Genomic DNA, 18,330 nt, shown 5'->3' on the forward strand with positions numbered 1-18,330 from the left:
ACAACTTAGAAAGTTCAATGACCTCCTCGCCATCATCAGAAGTATTTATTATAAGAACTCTTCGCCACCGCCGCCGCCCAGTATAATTTCACCACTATCAGATAAGCGTCTGGCTATTGATAAAATTTCTTTTTGTGCGACTTCAACTTCACTGATACGAATTGGCCCCATAGCCTCAAGATCATCACGTAGTAGCTCTGCAGCACGCTTGGACATGTTACGCAAAATCTTCTCTTTTAAGGCATCATCTGCACCTTTAAGTGCTTTCATTAGTACATCTTGTTGTATTTCTCGTAGTAATGCTTGAATACCGCGATCATCAACATCAATAAGGTTTTCAAACACAAACATCATATCTTGAATTTGTTGTGCCATTTCTTCGTCAGATTCACGCATGGTTTCCATGATTTGACTTTCGACACCCGTATCTAAGTAGTTCATGATATTGGCTGCAGCCTTTAGGCCACCCATTTTCGCCGCTTGCGCACCACCCTGTCCAGCAAACTGTTTCTCCATAATATCGTTTAACTCTTGTAATGCAGCTGGCTGAACTTCTTCAAGATTAGCAATGCGCATCATTAAATCAAGGCGAGTATTTTCAGGGAACTGACTGAAAATTTCAGCAGCTTGATCCGGTTCTAGATAGGATAATACAATCGTTTGGATTTGCGGATGTTCATTTTGAATAATGGTCGCGACTTGGCGTGCATCCATCCATTTAAGTGAATCCAACCCTTTCGCACCGCTGCCCATGATGATTTGTTCAATCAAATTGCCAGCTTTGTCTTCACCTAAAGCGGCCGTTAGTGCTTTACGTACGAATTCTGCACTGTTAAAACCAATTGAAGAGAACTTCTGAATTTCTTCTAAAAAAAGCTTATGCACGCCAATGACTTTTTCTTGACCAAAATCGTCCATTGCCGCCATCGCCATCCCCACTTTCTGGACTTGTTTTGGCTCAAGGTGCTTTAAAATTGACGCGGCATCGGCTTCACTTAAACTCAGTAATAAAATTGCCGTTTTTTCAATGCCAGTTATAGAGTCAGAATCAAAACCGCCTTTCTCGCCTTTTTCTTTTTTATCTGTTTTATTATCAGCCATTGTCTTGTAACCAATTTTTTATTACTTGAGTGGAGAGTTCGGGCTCGTTTGCAACCAGTGCTCTAATCGCCTTAATCATATCATCATCTTTATGTAAGTTCGGAATAAGAATTGAACCATCATCAGCATAGCTGTATTCAGCATCTTTAGTATTTAACATACCTAAAGTATCTGCAGCATATTGATCTTCAATTTCAGCGAGTTCATGCCCTAAACGAACATCATCTGGCATATTGACACCCTCAGGATTTACAAGGCGCTTAAGCATAGGACGCACAACGGTAAGAATAAGCACTAAAACCACTAATGCACCTAGCACAAGTTTAATAGCACGCCAAAACCAGGGCTCTTCCCACATATCGGGAGCAGGCAGTTCTTCTAATAGCTGATCCATAAACGGCACGGTTACTACTTCAAGCGCATCACCACGTTGACTGCTAAAACCTACCGCACCTTCTAGTAATCGACGAATGTTGGTTAACTCTTGTTCAGTACGAGCAACGCGACTGATTTGGCCATCTTCACCCGCTTCCCCGGTTTAAAGTCAATTGCCACCGAAACACTGACACGACGAACTTGTCCCACTTGCTGACGGGTATGACTAATTATAGTGTCATGATCAAAATTACGAGTCGCTTCACGATGAGTATCCGATGATTTTGATGATGCTGACGAGCCTCCCCCTGCTTCAATAGGTATATCAGACTCCATTGGAGGTTGGTTAGTTAATGCGCCAGGTATTCCGCCAACACTGCCACCAGATGAATTGCTTTCAATGGTCATCTCACTGCGCAGAGCGGGTAAATCAGGATCATAGCGTTTTGAAGTTTGCTCTATTGCAGTAAAGTCCATACTGACGTCGACCTGAGAAGTGTAGTTTTCAGGACCAAGAATAGGCATTAAAATTGAGTCAATTTTTTTACGGTATTCGGCTTCTTTTTGCTGTACTAATTCAAGTTCACGACGAGCACGAGCTGACACGCCATCTTGGCTACCTGAATTAAGTAATCGTCCATTTGAATCCGTTACTGTCACGCGCGAAGGCTCAAGACCTTGAACTGCAGACCCTACGATATCAACAATTGCATCAACTTCTTCTTGGCCTAGGCCGCCTCGGCGTACATTGACAACAACCGTTGCACTTGGTTTAGACGCATTACGAGCAAATACATTTTCTTTAGGCAGTGCAAGAATAACCTTGGCACGGCTAATACTTTTTAATTCTTCAATCGCACGGGCAAGGTTAAGCTCTTGGCTGTGCTTTAATCGCGCTTGCTCCATACGTTGACTGACACCAAAACCGCTATCTTGGCTTAAGTAGTCATCATTTTTTGTACTACTTTCTACGCCAGCACGACTTAACAGCAGTTTAACGTCTTGGTACTGATCTTCAGGAACTTTAACCACATCAACACTGATCTGATATTTGATATTATTCTTATCAAGTACATCCAATACTTGAATCATTTCAGCGGTTTCCATTTTACCCAATGGGCGATACTCAGGCTCCTGTGCCCACATCATAATAAAAACAGCTAACGCTAAACACACTGCCAACGCCAAAATCATAGTGATTTGACGCATCATGTCTGCCCCGCCCATATTGCTCAACAAGCCAGACTTATTCTCTTGTTGAATACCGGCATCAACTGCCGCATCTGAACCTACCATTATGTCTGTGCTCACAATATGCCCTTACTTTTATGCTGTTTTAAAAACGTCTTACTGATGCAAGTTATACCGGCATACTCATGATTTCTTTATAAGCTTCAACCAGCTTATTCCTCACTTGCACAGTCGCTTCAAATGCTACGCCTGACTTCTCACGCGCAATAACGGTGTCAGATAAGGTCACCGTTGAGTCGCCCATATCAAGACGAGTGGCTAAACTTGAAGATGATTGCTGTAAGCCGCTAACATGACCTACTGCTTGAGATAATAACTGACCGAAATCTGACCCAGAGGTGTTATTTACTTGTTGGATTAAATTAGGGCTAATGCCCGAGCCCATATTCGAACGGCTAGAAGGGGCTATTTCACCACGAAGTGACTGCATTTCTTGTAATAATGGATTGGCGTTGATCTGCATGCTGAAACTCCCATTCGTCGACTATTTGACGATATTAAACTGTCTTAACAGGGATGTAGCAATTTAAGTGCCAAGATGGTGAGTAAAGCTAAAAAGCTACGCAAAATGCGTAGCTTTTATAGAAAGCAGTGCTAAAAAAGCACTGGTATTTGATACAAAATAAGCGCCTATACCGGTAATTGAATGCCTGCATCACGCATTTTAGCCATTTTATAACGCAAAGTGCGTGCACTTATGCCTAACTTCTCAGCGACAAGTTTTCGACTACCCTGACATTGGTTTAGGGTTTCAAGAATAATCACATGCTCTTGCGCTTGTAATTCACCGCCTAGGCCTTCAACTTCAGCTGTTTTTTCAATACTGTGAACGTCAGTGTGCAAAGCGACATCAGCCGAATCAATAATAATATCTTGGCCGTTGATCTCACCACCATTGCTTAAAATAAGCGCCCTTTGAATAACATTATCCAACTCACGTACATTACCTGGCCAACGATGAGCTAATAATCGTCTAGTCGCTGTTTCACCTAAGGTAGGAGTAGGATTTATATTAAATGCTTTAGCATGTTTAATCAGTAAATGTCTGGCTAAAGGTAAAATATCGGCAGGGCGTTGATAAAGTGCCGGCCATGTTAACGGAAACACATTAATTCGATAATACAAGTCTTCTCTAAATTCACCTGAATTGATAATAGCTTTTAAATCACGATTTGAGGTAGCTAATACACGCACATCAAGTTTAATCGTTTTACGACCACCTAATCGTTCCACTTCGCGCTCTTGCAAAACCCGCAATAACTTTGCTTGTAAGCCTATTTCCATTTCTGAAATTTCATCCAACAGTAAAGTACCGCCTTGAGCCTGCTCAAATTTTCCAGGACAGGCTTGGTATGCGCCAGTAAAAGCGCCTTTTTCATAACCAAACAAAGTCGCTTCGAGCATATTTTCAGGAATTGCTGCACAGTTAATAGCAATAAAGGGCGCATCTTTACGACTACTATTTTGGTGGATATAACGGGCTAATACTTCTTTACCTGAACCGCTGGGGCCCAAAATCATCACTGAAGCATCTGATATTGCCACACGTTGAGCGAGCCCTAGTAACGCAAGGCTTTTTTCATCCGCAACAACAGGTTGATCAGTATTCTGTTTTTGTGGCAAATATCTTGATACTTGATTGAGTAATACTTCAGGTGCAAATGGTTTAGCTAAATAGTCAACAGCCCCCAATTTAATTGCACTTACGGCACTGTCAATGGTGGCATAGGCTGTCATCAACAATAGCGGCAACTTAGGCTGAGCTTGCTGTAAATAGGTTAACAAACCCAAGCCGCCAATACCTTCCATTTGAACATCGCTGATCACTAAGTCAAAATGTTGTGCTTTTAACGCTAGAATGGCCTCTTCTGCACAGCTAACATCAACACATTCATAATGCGCCAACAATAATGTATCAAGTAATGCTTCACGTAAATCAGCATCATCTTCAACGAGTAATAGTTTTGCTTCAGACATGATGGTCCCCTTGCGACTGACTATTCAATATCGCATCTTTAGACATCGGAAAACTTAATCGCACCTGACAGCCCATTTGCGGTTTACATGACAATTGAATGTTCCCACCATGATTACGCACCACAGATTGCACCACAGCTAACCCCAATCCAGTCCCCTGTGCTTTAGTGGTAAAAAAAGGCTCAAGTACTTGTTGCTGCATTTGAGGGTCAAGCCCTTTACCATTATCAATCACATCAATAACGATATTACCTTCAATTTCAGAAGCGCAAATTTTAATTTTGTTTGCACCGGCCTCAATACTATTCATCACTAAATTATTCACCGCAGAACTTAACGCATCACGATTAGCGAATAAAGTCGCCTCTGTGGAGCATTGCTGAAATATTTCACAGGATTTTTTGTTGGCAATCACTTCACAATTGGCCATCACAATACTGATAATATCAGATACAGCTACCTCATCGGCTTTAGCATCCTGACGCCCTTTGGCCATCAAAAGCATGTCGTTTACTTGACGCTCTAATTCGTTTAAGCGATCAACCAATTTTGATTGAAAACGAGTTCGGGAAGGCTCTGCTAGTTTAGCAGAGCCTAGATTTGAGGCATAAAGTAACGCAGCTGATAGCGGTGTACGAATTTGATGAGCTAAAGTCGCCACCATTTTGCCAAGCGCCGATAAACGCTGTAAGTGGGATATGTTTTTCTGTAATAAACGGGTTTCAGTGAGATCCGTTAATACAATTAACTGTCCAGGCTCTGGTGTTAATGGCGTAATCGCCAATTTAACTCGACGTCCGTTTTTCAATGACACTTCGTGGCCGTCATCATCTTGAGGAGAGAAAGCACGATTAATAATATCAAACCAACGTAACCCTTGCAGCGGTCGGCCAAGTAGCTCAGCCGCCATAGGATTAGCGAGTGTCACCACGCCATCACCATCAATAATAACCACGCCAGATGGTAGTGCCTGAAGAATGTGCGCCATTTGATTTGACATATTAGCTGCCTCTTTCACATGAGCAAACTGACTTCGGGTCAACTTACTGTCATGAAGATATTCTGCTGAGGTGTCCACTCGCAATGAAGCAACAGCAGATTGTGGCAGCGAATATTGAGTTTGCTGAAAATCTGTTGAATTTTGCTGGGTTACAGCGTGTGCAATTAGCATAGTGACTCCGTCAAAAGAACGACATTTAACGGGTTACTGCATTTAGTATGCCAAAATATATACAAAAAAATAAAGCATACCTTTTGGGGTATGCTTTATCAGTAAACATTGACTGCTTATACAGATAGCTATTCTTTACCCATACCGTACTTTCGCATTTTCTCTACAAGTGTAGTGCGACGAATACCCAGCATTTCAGCGGCTCTAGCAACCACATTATCTTGTAATTCTAACGCCTGACGGATCATATCTATTTCAAGCTCAGCCAGTAAATCTTTAAGGTTAACTCCTTCTGGCGGTAACTCTGTAGGAAAACGTGTGTCAGGAAGCTCAATAGGTTCATCATCACTAAAAATAGATGCTAATGCATCACGCTCTAATTGCTCTTCACTTATCTCAACACAGTATTCTGGTACATCAATATATCGATATTTATGTGGCAAGTCGTTTACATCAACTAATCCACCTGGGAATAAAATAGTCAGTCGTTCAACTAAATTAGATAATTCACGTACGTTTCCAGACCAAGCATGTTCTTTTAATGACTCAATAGCACGCTGGGTAAACCTGACTTTACCTCGGCCTTCATTAAAGACTCGACTGACCAATTCCTGTAATAGCAAAGGCACATCATCACGGCGCTCAGACAATGCCGGCATTTCAATTGGAAATACATTCAAGCGATAATATAAATCTTCACGGAATTCATTTTCTGAAATCATGGTTTCCAAATCGCGATGTGTTGCAGCGACCACACGCACGTCGGTCTTAATGGTTTTACTGCCGCCAACACGCTCAAAAACTCGCTCTTGCAGAACACGTAATAGCTTCACTTGCATTTGTAGTGGCATGTCGCCTATTTCATCCAGAAATAGCGTGCCACCTTCAGCTAATTCAAAACGACCTTTGCGGGATGATATTGCCCTGGTAAAAGATCCCTTCTCATGACCAAATAGCTCACTTTCAAGCAGTTCTGGCGGAATAGCACCACAGTTAACTGGGATAAATGGCCCGTCACGACGTTCAGATATGTAATGAATATTGCGCGCAACCACTTCTTTACCGGTACCAGATTGTCCTAGTACTAAAACCGTAGCATCTGAACTTGCCACTTGGCTAATTAAATGGCGCACATTAGCGATGCCCTGGCTGCGGCCAACAAGGCTTCTAAATAGTTTAGTTTGATTACCACTCGCAGGAGCTTGCTCTTTTTTGGCTTGACCGAATACCTGACAAAAATGCAGTAACTCAGTTAATTGTGGGTAATTAATAGGCTCATCTATTACACCAAGAATGCTGGATGCTTCAATCGCTGTATTGCCTAATAGTAATAAAGGCTGCCAAGGCGCGATTGCTACAATATTCTTAACGCTGTCGAGCCCTATCACATCAGACGCTATAACAATGGCGCGATATCTTGATTCTTCTATTAAAGGTAACAAAGCGTCAACGGTTACAATGTCACATTGTTCACCTAAGAATTCAAAAATGCAGCACAGGCGTGTTACACGCTCAGAGAGGGTACCGACAATTAAAATTCGTTGTTCAATTTGCATCATTCAGAGGGCCAAAGCTTATTATAAGTATAAAAAATCCTAAGTCATTATTACGTGTTTAGTAATAAAACCAAAGGACAAAATCGTCACAATGCGTGACAAATGTTAAACAAATTATCAATTATAACCATAAAATATCTATCCGAGGATTATTTTCTCGTTTACAGGACTAATTGTATCGTTTATGGGATTAATTGTCATTTAGAGTACTAAATATGTATTAACCTAGAACTAGAAGCAAGCGCTTCAATGGCTAAATCATTATCTAACCTCATATTAGAGCACAATTGCTGATAATTCATGCAATACAATGTATTTTTTATATAAAATATAAAAAACGCCATTGAGATTGCCTCAATGGCGTTTCATTCTGTCACAATATGCTTAGGTAGAACTAGCTTGCTTCAGACGTCAGATGATGTTGATTTTGCGGGATAGCATCCCAGCCTTCTTTAATGGTTTTCAAAATACCCGTTACATCATCAATTGCTGCGGCATCATTATTCATATTAGCTTCAGACATACGCCTCAGCATAAAGTCATAAAGCTGAGTTAAATTGCCAGCAACCTGATCATTCGCTTCCATGTTTAAACTGCTGTTTAAACCATTAACAATGCCTATCGCTTTGCCAATATAAAGTCCACGTTGCTCGATGCTACCTTGCTCTATTGCTAATTTAGCTTGAGCTAAACGCTCTAACGCACCCGCTAATAACATTTGAATTATTCTATGGGGTGACGCAACCGCTAACCCACTGTCTACAGAAACTTTTTTATATGATTGCAGTGAACCACGCATAATCTACCTACCTATTTGAATCAATTGACTTATAAATGTTGATTTGCCTTTTATTCGAATTTCCTTTCTGTAATAAAGCCTGCCTTTCATGCATAACTTTATTACTTTGCTTTATCAGTGTTTGGGTAAAATCAAACTGCTGTTCAAGAAACTCTCTATCAGCGTATTGCTTATCAGCCAACAAGCCTTGCAATAACGCTTGGCGCGTTTCAACACTTACCTGCAAATCAGATACCAATTTGTCAACTGACTCATCTTCAGGTGAAGACTTCTGAATATTTGACAGTAATAACATAAGCTTACTGTTTATACTTTCAATGTCAGAAATGAAAGAATTCAATATTGACTCCATAAATACTCATATGTCAGTAAATTGGCACAAATATATATCATTAATTATTTTTACGAACTACGCCAGGTAAAGAGTCTAACCGAGATTGTAACGCATTTGATTGTGAGTTTAAGTTTGCCACCACTAAGTCCATGGCATTAAATTGCTTATATAAACGGTCGCTAAAAGCAGACATTCTTAAATTTAACTGTTCACGACTGTCTGTAATACGGCTAAGTTGCTCGTCCAAAGTGCTATCACGACTTTCCATAATGCCGCCAGACTTGACATAACCATCAATCAACGCCGACATCTTACTAGCAAGACCGGTATTTTCGGTACTGAACATTTCAGCAATAGCGCCTTTGTCAGCGGCAATAACTTCAGTTAATTTAGTAGAATTAACTTCAAGTAACCCTTCGCGAGTAGTCGTTACGCCTAAATTAGCTAGCATTTTATCACCATCAGCTGTGCTAAACTGATTTGATAACATATTACGCAATTGACTTTGAATGCTACGAGGCAGTGCGTCACCTTGTAAAATACCGGCTTTCTCAGTATCAGCATTATAACTGGTCAGATCTTTTATAGTGGTCATCACCGAATTATAGGCAGTAACAAACCCTTCAATAGCCGTTTTAGTCTTTGTGGTATCTTTACTGACAGTTAAGGTAGTGGTTTTATTTATATCTGCAGCGGTTAGTGTTAAAGACACTCCCGTAATAGCCTCACTAATATTGTTTTCTTGCGATACAACTTTAACGCCATCAATATAAGCAATAGCATTTTTAGCAGGCGTCACTTCAGTCATTGTAAAAGTATCTGCCAAGCCAGTATTACCGTCAGTATCTGCAGCAATAACATTAATAGTGTTATCTTCACCCGTTTTTTTAGAACCCAATACTAGCTGCGGTCCAAGTTCACCATTAATAATCGTCGCGGTAACGTCACTGTTATCATCAGAGTTATTAATCTTATTCATAATTTCAGTGAGCGTGTCGGTAGCGACCACATCAATATTAAAGCTATCACCGCTACCAACAGCAATGGTTAGCGATCCTTCACCAATAACAGAGGATTTATCAGCAACAACTGCAGTGCCGACTTTTTGACTTTGCGCAAGTTGCTCCACTTTAACTTGATAACTACCTGATACTGCGGTTTTGTCTACTGTAGCACTTAGATAATCCTTTGTGGACACTGCGACTTTTTGACTGCCAAAGGTTGCTGACTCCGTTAATGTTTTTAACTTGTCTTTAAACTCCGACATAGCACTTTTTAATGATCCAATACCCGATATTTGTGCATTGATTTTACCTTCATTAACATCAAACTTGGCAATTTTACCTGCACTTTCTGCATTGACTAAAGCGGTAACAATACCGCCAATATCAAGGCCTGAACCAATTCCAACTGATGTTAATCCCATAATAACCTCTGCAACTTATCTCTAAAACGAACCAATAATTAACACACCACTGTATTAAACTTCCGTTTTCATTAACAAACCAGCCACTTCATTTAATTTTTTAGCAATATCTAATGCTTCTTCATTTGGGATCTGTCTAATTAAATCACCAGTATTAACATCTATTACTTTCACTACCTGTACACCCGACTCTTCATCAATATTAAATGCTAAACCCTTTTGCATAACATTCATACTTTTAGCAATGTCATTTACCGCCTTTTGAAGATCTTCTGCATCAGCTTTAGAGGTTTGATTGACTTTACTAACCGACCGAGACTGATCTCCTGCGGTTTGGATGCCACTATCTGGTAAAGGTTGCGTTACACTATCCACCTGTTTATCAGCTAAATGCGCTAAACTATCTTTTCGAGCAGATGTTATTGAAGTACTTGAAAAATTAACGTCCATGATACACCCCAATCATTAAAAATAAATAAGCAATTAATAGGCCACTAATTCGCTATCAAAATAACAAGAATGATATTAAAATTGCTTGATTTTAAACAACAAAGGGAGAATCGTTTCCGAATCTCCCTATCGTTTAGTTTATTCGTTACCTCAATTCTATAATATTATAGAAGTGATAAAGCTGTTTGTGGTAACTGATTAGCCTGGGCTAACATTGCTGAAGATGTCTGTGACAAAATCTGCTGCTTAGTTAACTGCGCAGTTTCAGAAGCAAAGTCAACATCTTGAATGCGGCTACGCGCATCTGTTACGTTTGACTGAATATTGCTTAAGTTGCTAATGGTAAAGTTCATTCGATTCTGCACCGCACCTAAGTCTGCGCGTTGGCCATCTATTGATGCTATAGCCGCATCAATAACTGCTAATGCATTTTGAGCGCCATCCGCATCGCCAATATCTACAGTTGAAATAGCATCTAGCGATGAAGCATATGGTGTCGATGCAACTTTAGCCATTGTTGCATCAGCAGAAGAGACTGTAAACGAATCTGTAGAATCAAGCTTCACAATACCTGCAAGTGTAGTTGAGTCAGTAGTACTTGCCGCCGCGCCGCTTAGAGTGATAGCAGTATTAGCCACCCCATCATCCCCTAGTACAGCAAATGTTGCTGTTGCTGTTGTAGTTGCACTTGTAGCAAAATCTTCAATCTTGATGTTATCGCCATCTTTATCTGTTAAAATCAACTCTTTGTTATCATTGATTTTAGCTGAAACACCAGTTGTATCATATGACTTATTAATCTCTTCCGCTAGGCCTGACAAATCGGTTATATCAGTAATGTTTTTCGATACTGTTGTACCGTTTATTTTCATACTTACAGTGCCAGCCTCGCCAATAGTCGCTTTAACTTGCGTAATACCACTAGCAGTTACACCTGTTTTACCGGATTCAGTATTAATTTTATCGGCCATAACTTTTGCGCTTGAATCGGCAGCTACCGTCACAGTCTTAGATACTCTACCATTGATAGTGACAGCCCCGCCTGCAACTCCATTACTTGCTGGAGCCACCCCGGCGGCTGTCGTACCAAAACCTAAACCAGCAGTAGCGGCCTCTAGTTTTACACTGTTATTACCAAGTTTTCCTGCTGAAACATCTTTCAAAGTTAATGAAATTGTTTCATTAGCATTTGAGCCTACTTGAAAGTTTTGAGTGCCATAAGTACCATCTAGTAATTTTTGTCCACCAAACGATGTTGTTTCGGCGATTCGAGTCAATTCAGTTTGTAATGCGGTTACTTCTTTTTGCATTGAGGCCGGTCTTCAGACGAGTTCGAACCGTTAGCTGACTGCAATGATAAGTCACGCATACGCTGCAAAATACTCGTGGATTGCTGCATAGAACCTTCTGCAGTTTGCGCAATCGAAATGCCGTCGTTGGCGTTACGCATGGCAACACCGATACCGTTAATCTGACTAGTCATACGGTTAGAAATCTGCAAGCCTGCAGCATCATCTTTAGCACTATTAATACGCAAACCTGACGATAGACGCTCCATAGATGTTTTAAGACCATTATTGGCACCATTTAAACTATTTTGTGCCTTCATTGAAGTGACGTTGGTGTTTACTGAAATAGCCATGATTATTGCCCTCTACCTAACTTGAATAGTGCCTGTCATTTGTGTCAGGCAAAGTTTATTTTCTACATACACTGTAACGGCAGGGGTAAAAAAAGCTTTAGGAAATATTTTAAATAATTGTTCACAAAAGATACATTAAAAATAAAAAACAATAAATACAGCAAGTAATAATTAGTTTCACATATAAAAAAACAGACCAGAGTCTGTTTTTTTATATGTGAAACTAGTTTAGTGCATTCCTTATCCCAACAACGATAACGCCGTTTGCGGTAACTGATTAGCTTGAGCTAACATCGCCGAAGAGGTTTGCGACAAAATCTGCTGCTTGGTTAACTCAGCTGTTTCAGATGCGAAATCTACATCTTGAATACGACTACGCGCATCGGTTACGTTAGACTGAATATTGCTTAAGTTGCTAATGGTAAAGTTCATTCGATTCTGTACTGCACCTAAATCAGATCTACTTCCATCAATTGACGCTATTGCGGCATCTATTGCCTCCAGAGCGTTTTGAGCACCGTCAGCATCACCGATATCAATTGAAGCTACATCAACCAGTGATGAAGCATATGGTGTCGATGCAACTTTAGCCATTGTTGCATCAGCAGAAGAGACTGTAAACGAATCTGTAGAATCAAGCTTCACAATACCTGCAAGTGTAGTTGAGTCAGTAGTACTTGCCGCCGCGCCGCTTAGAGTGATAGCAGTATTAGCCACCCCATCATCCCCTAGTACAGCAAATGTTGCTGTTGCTGTTGTAGTTGCACTTGTAGCAAAATCTTCAATCTTGATGTTATCGCCATCTTTATCTGTTAAAATCAACTCTTTGTTATCGTTGATTTTAGCTGAAACACCAGTTGTATCATATGACTTATTAATCTCTTCCGCTAGGCCTGACAAATCGGTTATATCAGTAATGTTTTTCGATACTGTTGTACCGTTTATTTTCATACTTACAGTGCCAGCCTCGCCAATAGTCGCTTTAACTTGCGTAATACCACTAGCAGTTACACCTGTTTTACCGGATTCAGTATTAATTTTATCGGCCATAACTTTTGCGCTTGAATCGGCAGCTACCGTCACAGTCTTAGATACTCTACCATTGATAGTGACAGCCCCGCCTGCAACTCCATTACTTGCTGGAGCCACCCGGCGGCTGTCGTACCAAAACCTAAACCAGCAGTAGCGGCCTCTAGTTTTACACTGTTATTACCAAGTTTTCCTGCTGAAACATCTTTCAAAGTTAATGAAATTGTTTCATTAGCATTTGAGCCTACTTGAAAGTTTTGAGTGCCATAAGTACCATCTAGTAATTTTTGTCCACCAAACGATGTTGTTTCAGCAATACGGGTCAATTCTGATTGCAATGCAGACACCTCTTTTTGCATCGCAGCTCGGTCTTCAGACGAGTTCGAACCGTTAGCTGACTGCAATGACAAGTCACGCATACGCTGGAGGATATTGGTCGATTCTTGCATAGCGCCTTCAGCGGTTTGCGCAATCGAAATACCATCATTAGCATTACGCACTGCCACACCAATACCATTAATTTGACTTGTGAAACGATTTGAAATTTGTAAACCTGCCGCATCGTCTTTGGCGCTATTGATGCGAAGACCTGTAGATAAACGTTCCATAGACATAGAAAGTTTGCCATTAGCGCCATTTAAACTATTCTGCGCTTTCATTGATGTGACGTTGGTATTAACTGAAATAGCCATATGTAAATTCCTCTTCTTAGTTGAACGCCAAGACTCGGAGCTTGGCTAAACGGTTAATCATTAAACTGTTACTTTTTGTAAGAGCCTTTTTATAAAAGACCTTATATCGATTCAAACTTAAAACGTTTTATATATAGTCAAACAAACTGGTCGAACCGACTTTACTGAACACACTCGATATTGCGTTGAGCGCTAATTGCTGTTTTTCAAATTCGGTTACTGCCGAGGCGAAATCTAAGTCTTCTAACTTTGATAGCGCCGAGGTGTTAATCAATTTTTCATCAGAGTGATTATCGCTATACTGTTGCAACACTTTTAAACTGTTGCCGGTTAAGCTACGTTGCTGACTCATTTGATTGACGCCACTATCAATGTTATTCAATAGTTGTGCCAACTCTGACTGACCCGCAGGTGTTTGTGCATCGTTGGCGCTTTCGAATAATGCGATAGCCTTGCTGAAAGTGTCGAAAATACTGACCTGTGGCAGTTCTGCCATGGTAAATGTGTCACCGATTTTAGGCTCGCCTTTAAGCTGCACTTCAATGCTGTTAAACCTAACCGGCAACGCCGCGTCAAAAGGACTGGCTGCATTGGTGGGGACAAGGTTTGCCGGTACGGCACTATCTGTCACCTGTAAATTAACGCCACCTAAGCCGTCATCAACAAAGTTAAAAGTATAGGTATCAGCCACATGAGTTGTTGTATCAGTTATCTTGGCGCTAGTAACCACAAAGTCGCCTTGCTGTGATGGCAAATAATTGACGCCATAATCACCCATTGCATGGGGCGCTTTCATAAAGGCGGCATCTCCAGGTACATTGGTATTCACCTGTATCCCTTCTGCAATAATACTTTTACGAATACCTGCATCACCGCTGTAAAGCACTTTACCAGCGTTATCAAAAGCAAAAGGCGCGTTGTTAGTTTTATTACCCGCAAAAATATAATTGCCTGATTCATCTTTGGTGTTAGCTATGGACATTAACTGTTCAAGACTTTGACGCATGTCAGCGGCAATCACTTGCCGTTCGGCGGAAGTCATACTGCCGTTAGCGCCGCGCAGCATAGATTCTTTCATACTACCCACTAACGTATCTGCTTGGCCTAGTTGATTTTCAGCTTGTTGAATATGGTTAGTGGCGTAATCGATGTTTCTAATAAACTGATCTACCAAGGCATTTTTTTGTTTCAGGTTATCAATGCCAATCGCTGCAACAGGATCTTCTCCGGCGGTATTGACTTTTTTTCTGCTAGAAAGTTGTTCCATAATTTTGTTTGTCGCTGTTTGCTTTTGCAAAATACTGCTGGTGTTTTGATTAAACATTTGTCCGGTAGAAATTCTCATGATTTACCTCCTAACGAACCGAGCTTAATAAAGAATCGAAAATAGTTTGTGCTGTTGTCATTATTCTGGCGGATGCTTGATAAGCTTGCTGAAAACGCATTAAATTAACGGCTTCTTCGTCAAGGTTTACGCCTGATTCACTTTGAACACGGTTATAAGCTTGCTGAAAAATGGCATCAGCTGAACCCGCTCTCACTTCGGCGGCTTTGGTTTTACTGCCAATATCTAACTTGGTGTTTTCAAATACGCCACCTAGCGTGGTTGTTCCACCGTTCATCAGTTTGGCATCGGACATCTCCGCCATTGCAACGGCATTACTGTTATCACCTTCTGCAAAAGATAAGTCGAATGTGAAACTGTCAGTAACACCAGCAGTAGATGTGTCATCTATTTCAATGCTGAAGCCAAAACCGGTATTAATTTGTGGCGGTGTAAAAGCGCTTGGCTTCGGCTAAAGAAGTGCCTGATGAATTAAAAACTTCAAAGGTATTGGCTGCACTATCTACACGAACAGTAAGTTCACTTCCTGTAAGCGGAAAACCTGCTGTAGTGCGAGTAACAGCACTAACCTTTACTTCCATGTCACCTGAATTTATAGCATCTGCTGTAATTTTAGGAGCTGCGGCAGCAATACCTTTAGGGTCAGTCATAATCATGGCTAAGCCTGCTGCTGCGCCTGATGTAGGACGAATTTCAAACTTGTCGCCATCATTCATAGCACCCGTACTGATATTGATGCTAAAACCATCACCACCGACTAATTCTCCGGTGGGTTCAATGTCAACGGGCTCACTTTACCTGTCTGGGTATCTGTTAGTTTATAGGTTGCTGGCGCGATGAAAGATAACTCATACCCACCGCCACTTAACATGCCGACGTCATCAATATTGACGCTCAGTTTTGCATTACCCGTGTTAGTAGAGAATTCACCTACCCGACCAGATGACATTAATGGATCATTAATGTCACGAAATAGGTTTTGGCCAACATTGCCATTTAAGTCGAATCCTTTTGATTGCATTTCATTAAACGCATCTGCAATACCTAGAGCCAATTGACCGAGTTCTTGGCTTGCAGGAATTAAGGTTTCTGAGCGAAAATCAAATAGCGCACCTAATTGACCACCTAGCTTGGATGGATTCATAATCAGTGACTGATTACCTGTGCTTGCGGTGATACGAAGTTCATTTGGATAAGGATCGCCAGTGGTTACGCCTACCGACATAGACACTTCACCCGAAACCAACATAACAGAACCGCCTAACATAATAGACTTAGCCCCAGTGTCTAATGGGATCACATTCACTTGGGCATACTGGCTAAGTTCTTGAATTAGGGCATCTTGCTTATCTAATATTTGGCTATCATTACCACTAGACTTCATTAGTTCTAAGTTGAGATTACCCAGCTCTTTGCTAATTTCATTGATGCGCACAGTCATTGACTCAATTTGGCCATTAGTTTGCTTGGTTTGGTTATCTAAATGTGATTGCATTTGATTCATGGTTTTGGCTAACTGCTCAGCAGAACTTAATGCGCTGCTGCGGATCCCTAGGTCTGTAGGTAAGTCAGCAACACTATTAATACTGGCGAAAAAATTATTCAACCCTGAAGGCACCATTTTGCCGATTTGTGAATACAATTGATCTAATTCACTCATCTTTGAATAGGTCGCCTCTGCACCACTTAAGCTGGTTTGGCCAATACGTAACTCACGGGCGGCAAATTCGTTATACACTCTTTTGACATCAGTAACATAAGTGCCAGTGCCATAAAAACTATTGCCTAGTCGTTGTGACTCATTACTTGCTTGGTTTACCACCTGACGGTGATAGCCTTGGGTATTAGCGTTGGCAATATTATTACTGGTAACTGCCAATTGTGATTGCGATGCCTGTACACCTGTACGAGCAATATTCAGTAGATCGATAGCCATTACTTAGTCTCCCCAGGTATTACGGACTTAAGTCCTTCAGTTACAGACTGCATCACACTGATCACTTTTTTGGCATACTGCGGATCGGTGGCGTAACCGGCTTTTTGCAAAGCGTGAATAAATTGACGCGGCTCACTGGCGACTTTACGTGCATCTTGATAGCGATCGTTTTGAGAAATAAACGACACAAAGTCATTAAAACTTTGTTCTAAGTTTTCATACATTCGAAAGTCTGCACGTTGCTGAACAGGAATACCTTTTTCAAATTCAAGCGTATTCACTGTGGTTTTATCACCTTGCCAACGCTTATCTGCTTTAATGTTAAATAGGTTGTTACTCATGCTGCCATCTTGTTTTCGAATAACTTTTTGACCCCAACCCGTTTCAAGTGCCGATTGAGCGATTAACACTTCTGGTGTGGTACCTAATTGTTTAGCCGCTTTTTCAGCATGGGGATACAACACTGATATAAAGTGTTGTGGATCATTAAATCGATTCACCACCTCACTCATTGAAGGTGCTGATGCACTATTCAATAACGGTTTGCTGGCTTGCTTTGAGCTTATTGCAGGCTTATCTTCCACTGTAGAAGCAACCATAGTAGGCAATACTTTGCCGTTATGATGGTTAGTACCGCTTGGCGATACCTTGCCGGCTAAAATTGAATCCATGGTTTGTTTAGCTGTAATAGACGACACAGGAGTAGCCATTAGAATGTCGCTTTCACCTGCTAAAGTCTGCGAACTACCCACATTACTGTTTGCAGTCCAAGATGGTGATAAAGAAGAGGTATTGAGCTCGCTTGCGTCATTCACAACCATGGCAGGAATAACTCGACCGTCAATATTGCCACGCAATACTGATGCTGGTGTCATCGGGCTATCGTCAGGAGAAAGCTGCTGAACCATTAACTCTGCAAGGCCCAGCATGCCTTTATTTGATAAGTCCATCGACATTTGTTGATCACGCATTTGCTCATAAAAAGCTGTGGCATCACTATTAAAAGGGCTGTCTGACTTAAACGCCTCGTTGGCATCTCGCATGCTTTTCATCAGCATTTGAATAAAAATACCCTCGAACTGTTTGGCCACTTCTTTAAGCGCGCCTTTCTCGTCTTTCTGGGCTTGAACACGAAGTGAATCTAGTCCTCCTAGATCCAGAAAGTGCGAAGAATTTGACAGCTTTTCCATAGTAGTCCCGTAACAGAGGTCGGTCTTATTTAAACAGCCACTTTAATAATAAGTGC

General features: G+C 41.1%; 11 protein-coding genes and 4 pseudogenes. All 15 read right to left on the reverse strand.

Annotated features, from left to right (window positions below; genetic code table 11):
* Positions 1 to 48 precede the first annotated feature (48 nt).
* Entirely contained in the window at positions 49 to 1,101 is a 1,053-nt protein-coding gene (gene fliG / locus L0B17_RS14480) for a flagellar motor switch protein FliG (RefSeq protein ID WP_235085756.1), read from the reverse strand.
* Positions 1,094 to 2,772 (reverse strand): annotated as a pseudogene (gene fliF, locus L0B17_RS14485) (flagellar basal-body MS-ring/collar protein FliF). Before fliF ends, fliG begins: the two are co-directional and overlap by 8 nt.
* Before the next feature lie 64 nt (positions 2,773 to 2,836).
* Positions 2,837 to 3,190: a flagellar hook-basal body complex protein FliE gene (gene fliE, locus L0B17_RS14490; RefSeq protein ID WP_235085758.1), complete on the reverse strand. Its 354-nt coding sequence runs from the start codon at positions 3,188 to 3,190 to the stop codon at positions 2,837 to 2,839.
* Positions 3,191 to 3,357: 167 nt separating this feature from the next.
* Positions 3,358 to 4,704 (reverse strand): sigma-54-dependent transcriptional regulator, encoded by a 1,347-nt coding sequence (locus tag L0B17_RS14495; RefSeq protein WP_235085760.1) that lies wholly within the window; start codon positions 4,702 to 4,704, stop codon positions 3,358 to 3,360.
* Positions 4,697 to 5,875, reverse strand: coding sequence for a sensor histidine kinase (locus L0B17_RS14500; RefSeq protein WP_235085762.1), 1,179 nt, complete (start codon positions 5,873 to 5,875; stop codon positions 4,697 to 4,699). Before L0B17_RS14500 ends, L0B17_RS14495 begins: the two co-directional genes overlap by 8 nt.
* Before the next feature lie 128 nt (positions 5,876 to 6,003).
* A complete protein-coding gene (locus L0B17_RS14505) occupies positions 6,004 to 7,434 on the reverse strand; it encodes a sigma-54 dependent transcriptional regulator (protein WP_235085764.1) in 1,431 nt (476 codons plus the stop codon).
* A gap of 391 nt (positions 7,435 to 7,825) precedes the next feature.
* On the reverse strand, positions 7,826 to 8,230 hold the full coding sequence (gene fliS / locus L0B17_RS14510; protein ID WP_235085765.1) for a flagellar export chaperone FliS: 405 nt from the start codon (positions 8,228 to 8,230) through the stop codon (positions 7,826 to 7,828).
* A gap of 7 nt (positions 8,231 to 8,237) precedes the next feature.
* On the reverse strand, positions 8,238 to 8,570 hold the full coding sequence (locus L0B17_RS14515; protein WP_235085767.1) for a flagella biosynthesis chaperone for FliD, FliT: 333 nt from the start codon (positions 8,568 to 8,570) through the stop codon (positions 8,238 to 8,240).
* Between the two features lie 52 nt (positions 8,571 to 8,622).
* The gene (gene fliD / locus L0B17_RS14520) at positions 8,623 to 9,990 is read right to left on the reverse strand and encodes a flagellar filament capping protein FliD (protein ID WP_235085769.1); all 1,368 of its coding nucleotides are present in this window, start codon (positions 9,988 to 9,990) and stop codon (positions 8,623 to 8,625) included.
* A 54-nt stretch (positions 9,991 to 10,044) separates the two neighbouring features.
* Positions 10,045 to 10,440 carry a flagellar protein FlaG gene (locus L0B17_RS14525; protein ID WP_235085770.1) on the reverse strand — a complete coding sequence of 132 codons (396 nt, stop codon included), beginning with the start codon at positions 10,438 to 10,440 and terminating at the stop codon, positions 10,045 to 10,047.
* Between the two features lie 164 nt (positions 10,441 to 10,604).
* A pseudogene (locus tag L0B17_RS18175) lies at positions 10,605 to 12,082 on the reverse strand (flagellin).
* A 240-nt stretch (positions 12,083 to 12,322) separates the two neighbouring features.
* Positions 12,323 to 13,803 (reverse strand): annotated as a pseudogene (locus L0B17_RS18315) (flagellin).
* A 127-nt stretch (positions 13,804 to 13,930) separates the two neighbouring features.
* On the reverse strand, positions 13,931 to 15,148 hold the full coding sequence (flgL, locus tag L0B17_RS14555) for a flagellar hook-associated protein FlgL (protein WP_235085774.1): 1,218 nt from the start codon (positions 15,146 to 15,148) through the stop codon (positions 13,931 to 13,933).
* A 10-nt stretch (positions 15,149 to 15,158) separates the two neighbouring features.
* Positions 15,159 to 17,084, reverse strand: a pseudogene (flgK, locus tag L0B17_RS14560) (flagellar hook-associated protein FlgK).
* A complete protein-coding gene (gene flgJ / locus L0B17_RS14565; RefSeq protein WP_235085775.1) occupies positions 17,084 to 18,274 on the reverse strand; it encodes a flagellar assembly peptidoglycan hydrolase FlgJ in 1,191 nt (396 codons plus the stop codon). The pseudogene flgK and the gene flgJ overlap by 1 nt, the downstream one beginning before the upstream one ends.
* Positions 18,275 to 18,330: the final 56 nt, after the last annotated feature.

This window comes from Shewanella sp. OMA3-2 (genome assembly GCF_021513195.1).
Taxonomy (GTDB): domain Bacteria; phylum Pseudomonadota; class Gammaproteobacteria; order Enterobacterales; family Shewanellaceae; genus Shewanella.

Excerpts from the sequence above, each read along its gene's own strand:
- fliS (WP_235085765.1), bottom strand. The coding sequence starts at position 8,230 with ATGCGTGGTTCACTGCAATCATATAAAAAAGTTTCTGTAGACAGTGGG.
- fliD (WP_235085769.1), bottom strand. The coding sequence starts at position 9,990 with ATGGGATTAACATCAGTTGGAATTGGTTCAGGCCTTGATATTGGCGGT.
- L0B17_RS14495 (WP_235085760.1), bottom strand. The coding sequence starts at position 4,704 with ATGTCTGAAGCAAAACTATTACTCGTTGAAGATGATGCTGATTTACGT.
- flgJ (WP_235085775.1), bottom strand. The coding sequence starts at position 18,274 with ATGGAAAAGCTGTCAAATTCTTCGCACTTTCTGGATCTAGGAGGACTA.
- L0B17_RS14500 (WP_235085762.1), bottom strand. The coding sequence starts at position 5,875 with ATGCTAATTGCACACGCTGTAACCCAGCAAAATTCAACAGATTTTCAG.
- fliE (WP_235085758.1), bottom strand. The coding sequence starts at position 3,190 with ATGCAGATCAACGCCAATCCATTATTACAAGAAATGCAGTCACTTCGT.
- flgL (WP_235085774.1), bottom strand. The coding sequence starts at position 15,148 with ATGAGAATTTCTACCGGACAAATGTTTAATCAAAACACCAGCAGTATT.
- fliG (WP_235085756.1), bottom strand. The coding sequence starts at position 1,101 with ATGGCTGATAATAAAACAGATAAAAAAGAAAAAGGCGAGAAAGGCGGT.
- L0B17_RS14525 (WP_235085770.1), bottom strand. The coding sequence starts at position 10,440 with ATGGACGTTAATTTTTCAAGTACTTCAATAACATCTGCTCGAAAAGAT.
- L0B17_RS14505 (WP_235085764.1), bottom strand. The coding sequence starts at position 7,434 with ATGATGCAAATTGAACAACGAATTTTAATTGTCGGTACCCTCTCTGAG.